Annotated in this window: 4 protein-coding genes; 1 reads left to right on the top strand and 3 read right to left on the bottom strand. The window is 35.3% G+C overall.

Translation table 11 applies throughout. The annotated features are described in order from the left end of the window. Positions 1-20: 20 nt before the first annotated feature. On the top strand, positions 21-2,204 hold the full coding sequence (locus D6734_08460) for a DUF1565 domain-containing protein (protein ID RMF94137.1): 2,184 nt from the start codon (positions 21-23) through the stop codon (positions 2,202-2,204). A 27-nt stretch (positions 2,205-2,231) separates the two neighbouring features. Here the strand turns inward: D6734_08460 and D6734_08465 are convergent, their stop codons facing one another. The 3 genes from D6734_08465 to D6734_08475 all read right to left on the bottom strand — a co-directional run. Continuing rightward, positions 2,232-3,323 carry a glycosyltransferase gene (locus D6734_08465; GenBank protein RMF94138.1) on the bottom strand — a complete coding sequence of 364 codons (1,092 nt, stop codon included), beginning with the start codon at positions 3,321-3,323 and terminating at the stop codon, positions 2,232-2,234. Next, positions 3,320-4,537: a hypothetical protein gene (locus D6734_08470; GenBank protein ID RMF94139.1), complete on the bottom strand. Its 1,218-nt coding sequence runs from the start codon at positions 4,535-4,537 to the stop codon at positions 3,320-3,322. Before D6734_08470 ends, D6734_08465 begins: the two co-directional genes overlap by 4 nt. Positions 4,538-4,684: 147 nt before the next feature. After that, a partial coding sequence (locus tag D6734_08475) for a hypothetical protein (protein ID RMF94140.1) occupies positions 4,685-5,268 on the bottom strand: 584 nt, incomplete at its 5' end.

Consider the following 5,268-nt stretch of genomic DNA (forward strand, 5'->3'; position numbering starts at 1 on the left):
GTCCAAAATAGGAGACAAAAATGAAGATAAGAAAAAAAGAAAGAAGTAAACTTATAATATCTTGTTTAGTTTTAATATTGCTTTTTGGTCTCAATTCTTATGCTCTAACTGACCAGCAAATGAAGGATAATGCTCTTTTAGATCTCTATGATCCTGTTCACTCACCTGAACCACCCTTTGATATAACAATAAATGGTATGAAATCATCGAAAGACAAACCTGTACAAGTACCTCTAACATATAATCATGGAGGCGTATATAGATGGAAGTTCCGTGATCCTGACGGCGATACTCAAAAAGGATGGGAATATCAGAATTACATAAAAGAGCCGGATCCTTCAAAATTTTCCATTCATGGCTACTATCAGCCCGGCGCCGATAAGAATGCTCAATATTCAGGACGAATAGTAGCCGCCCCTGAAGCGCTCGTTCATTCAAATATATACAATGGTTCAGAGAAAAGAACACCAATCGGCACAAATGACGGATTCGGAATTACAGCAACGCGGGGAGCACTTAATAGAATACACTTTCGCGTATTTGATGGAGTTTATTGGAGTAAATGGTCTGATTTTCTTTATTACAGGATAAATATGCTTCCATCAGCACCTATTCTCTCCTTTTACTCAACTCTTGACACAAAGAAAAAAGAAATTTTTGTCTTTCAACAGGCACCTCTCAAAAGAAGCAAGGCATTTCCACTAATGTCGTTCTTCTTTGGTAAAAAAGGAAGAATCTATCATGTTGCTGTGACAGGAAGTGACAGCAATAGCGGGAAAGAAGACAAACCGTTTAAAACAATCACATATGCGGCATCTCTTGCAGGACCCGGAGACACTGTAATCGTTCACGCAGGCACTTACAATGAACAAATACAACCGAACAGCGGATTGAAAGGCGCACCTATAACTTTTATGGCTGCAGAGGGAGAAGATGTTATTATCGACGGCACAGGATTGGACTGGGGCTTCAATGTAATAAAAACTTCAGGAATAAGTTATGTAATAATCAAAGGTTTCAAATTTCAAAATCAGACAAGGGGAGGAATAAATCTTCAAAGAGCCTTCAATATAATTGTAGAGGACAACTACTTCAATAACTGCGGCAAAACGGCAGTGAGATTCCAGGAATGGGGCGCAAACAGCAGAATAATCAACAATGTAATAGAAAACACTGGTATTGGAATAGGTGCAATAGAATTAAGGCGGCACACGGGCGTTGAAGTCATTGGAAATGATGTCTCCAAATACACATATGGAGGTATCTATGTTGGTGGTGAGGCAGTTGGTTGTGTAATAAAAAACAATGTCATCCATGATTCAATTACAGCAACAGGTCTCAGTATCGGCTCTGCCATATATAACTATGACGCTTTCGGGACACGCATTGAAAACAACCTTATTTACAATATTTCTGCTCACGACGGAATTATGATTTGGAGGTCAAATAATGTAGTAATTTATAACAACACGATTTTCAATATTCTTGGTACAGGAAGGGCAGGAATCAATGCTTCAGGGTTTGAACTTGATATTAGAAACAATATTATCTCCAATGCAATTTTTGGGATAAGGGCAGTTTTCAATACTTATACGGCAGATGAAGACAAAGGTCCTGCAATCAACATAGATTACAATTGTATTCATAGAGTCAAGTTTCCAATGAATGATGATAGCGCCCCTGAGGGAAAAAAGAGAAAAGATATAAAAGGAGAAGGCAATATATTCAAAGATCCACTTTTTAAAGATCCAAAATCAGGTGATTTTACTCTGCTGCCTGCAAGTCCCTGTATAGATGCAGGAGACCCCTCATTTCCAGTTTACAAAGATGACCCCGGAAGCAGGCGCGATATGGGCTATGCTGAATATCTGCCATCAGGAAGCTCATCTGATTTTGTTCCTGCATTTTCAACAGATTCCAAAAATGTCTATGTCTGCTGGCAGTTTAAAGACCCTGACAATAACTATGGCTATGATAATTATCAAACACATTTTCAGATACAGATTGACAGAACGAATAGCTTCGATTCTGAAAATCTCTATGACAGCGGAATTATCGAGTCATCAAAAAACTGTGCTATGATTCCTTCGATATATCTCAAAGAGAAGGGGTTATATTACATTCGTATTAGGACATCTGACAATTTGGAACCCGACATTATGTCGATGTGGAGTGATTTAAACACAGCTTTCGAAATAAAATAAGAAATCATTTGAAATTTTTTAAGCATATTATTTGAAAGAATTTAAATAAATATTCTCAATTTCTTGAAGAGTATTCTTAAAATTGAACCTTTCATAGACAATCTTTCTGCCGGTGCATCCAAAATTGATTCGCAGCTCTTTGTTTTTGGCAAGGACTAAAAATGCTTCTGCAATTTCTTTTTCATTGCCATTTTCAGCAAGAATCCCGCTTTTACCATCTTCTATCACATCAGGATTCCCTCCAACCTTCGTTGCGACCACAGGCAACCCGCAAGCCATAGCTTCAAGAATGGTAATAGAAATGCCTTCATAAACAGAGGTCAATGCGAAAATGTCCAATGCATTAAGAACCTTAGATACATTATCTGTTTCTCCATAAAATATAATTTTGTTTCGAAGTGAAAGCTCCTCTCTCAATGACAGGAGATTCTCTTTTAAGTAACCATCTCCAACAATCAAAAGTTTAAGCTTAGGATTAATGTCTGACGCGATTTTGAAAGCCCTGAAAAGACATCTATGGTTCTTTACATAAGCAAGGCGCGCTACACAGCCGATTAAAACTTCATCCTCCATTACCCCTATACTTCTTCTTATCTTCTCTTTTTCACTGCTATAATCTTTTTCATCTATAATTATGCCATTATGAAGCACACGAATCATTCCAGAAGCTCCAAGCCGCTTTTTTACATCTTCGCTTACTGCTATCGTAAGAGTCGTAAATCTTCTACAAAATGACTCTGCCAACCTTTTTTTAAAATTGATATTATATTCAAATCCATGCTCTGTATTTACGATTGTTTTTACACCTGCCAATTTCCCTCCTATAAAGCCATATAAAAAACCTCCGGGATTATGTGTGTGCAGTATATCAATTTGGTTCTCTTTGAGGACATTCGAGATTCTTCTATATGCGCCAAAGTCAAGTTTATCAGACTTATTATATGTAATTATTTTGACATCTTCTTTTACTTTCTTTTGCATAGTCCCCTTTGGCCTGAGTGACATTAAAAAGGGAAGAAACTTTTCTCTGTCGAGATTGTTGACGATATCGATAGCAACTTTTTCCCTCCCGCCGATATTTAAAGACGAAAGAAGATGAAGAACTTTTATTTTTTTCATAACTTTGATAATTCCCTCTCCTCATTCTTCTTTTCTAATTCTATTGCTCTATCTTGGATACAAAGTATAAGAGCAAGTACTATATAGAAAAATCTGTCAAATCTCATTGAAAGGAATATTACACAGATACAGAAAACGATAAGGGACATAAGAAGTGCCTGATTCATATTCTTTAAATCAATGCTCCCTTCGTAATGTGATAGTTTTTTCATATTAGACAAACATGTTCTTATCGCCAATATTATAATTAACAAAAAAACTATCAAATTTATAATTCCTGTTTCAACAGCAATTTCAAGATAGGTATTATGGGCAATGTGGCTTGTATCTTCACCAAATGCGACAACACGCATACTTGCAAATCTAAAGGCGCCAAAACCAATACCAAAAAAAAGATTTTCTTTAATCAATTCCAATCCATGCTTCAATGCCGCTATGCGCGCGTTGATTGAACCATCAGCACGCGTTGGATCAGCAGTGATCGTGCTCAGTCGATTCCAAAACTTTTGTGGAGTCACCAGTAAAATACAGATCAGAATAATTACCATAGCAAAAATAAACTTTTTATCTTTTCGTCTTATCCATCCAAACATCAGAAAAAGAACACCTGCAGAAAGAGTGCTGCCCCGTGAATAAGTCCTTACCATGGCATAACCGGACAAAAGGATAAAGAAAATGTAGAAGAGCTTTTTCGGAAGATTTTTTTCAGTTTCAATAAAATATACCAAGAATGGAATAATCATTAAAATATGCATCCCGTATTCATTTGTATCGGCGCCAATACCCTGAAAAAAAGAAATTAAACGATATCCAAGCTGACCACTTCTGAAGATAAGAATTGATATAAACAAATCTATGAAAATCGCAAAAGTGAAAACTTTGATAAATTTCATTATCTTTTCCTCATTATCCAGAACACAGCATATCAGGTAGAAAAGGATAACCGGCTTCAATAGAAAGACAATTGAAATATTACTGAACTGCGTATAGGATGAATTGATGAGAGAAAAGAAAGACAAAACAAAATAGACAAACATTAAATAGGGTATAAGCCCCTTTGAAAGCTTGAATCTTCCGGAAATTATGACAAACAAGAGCACTAATATTGATACAACAAGAGCAAGCCGAAATGGTTTAAGAGATGGAATATGATCTGCAGGTTTAAACACAAAGAGAAGGATATAAAGGAGCAAACCATAAAAGGAAGCTTTCACTGGGAATCATCTCCTAATCTAAATCTAATTTAATAGATAAACTCATTTTCTAAATTTTTTATTTTGCTTTGATTCTATAAAACATATTACATTGCACAATCAGAGAATTACAATCGTCAAATGAGTTGTTTGAATAAATTCAATGAGTTAAATAATACCTTGTTTTGGAAGAATCTGATAAATAGGATAGAGTCCCTTTTTTAACTTCTTAAATCGAATAAAAGAATATTTGCTTTTAAGATACTTTTTAACAGACTGCCTTTCAAAAGATTTAATATATTTTTTCGGGAATATTCCTTTGAGAAAATCTGTTAAAGGATTGGGAAGGTCATGAATATCAAGAAGAAAAACATTTTTCTTTTTGTTAAAACATTCTTTCAATTTTTCAGCATTAATATCTTTTGCACCAATACATTTCCCATTATCTACATCTCCTGAAAGGTAGAAGTTTGCACCAAAAGCCCAGTCAGAATTAGAAATTATAATGCATTGATCAGGTAATTCATTTTGTATCCCTATTATAAAAGGAGGAAAATTATCTATTAGATTCTTAAAAGGTTTAATGAGGATAGAATAGCTTGACAGCATAAAAAGAAGACAAAACATAACTGTAAACATAGCAACAGGTTTTCGAATCTTTAATAGATCAGCAAAGGCAAAAAAACCTTCTGCACCTAATATTGCAACAAATATGCTGGTGCTTAAAGTATATGGATCTCTCTGTGTTGGAA

The organism is Candidatus Schekmanbacteria bacterium (genome assembly GCA_003695725.1).
Lineage (GTDB): Bacteria > Schekmanbacteria > GWA2-38-11 > GWA2-38-11 > J061 > J061.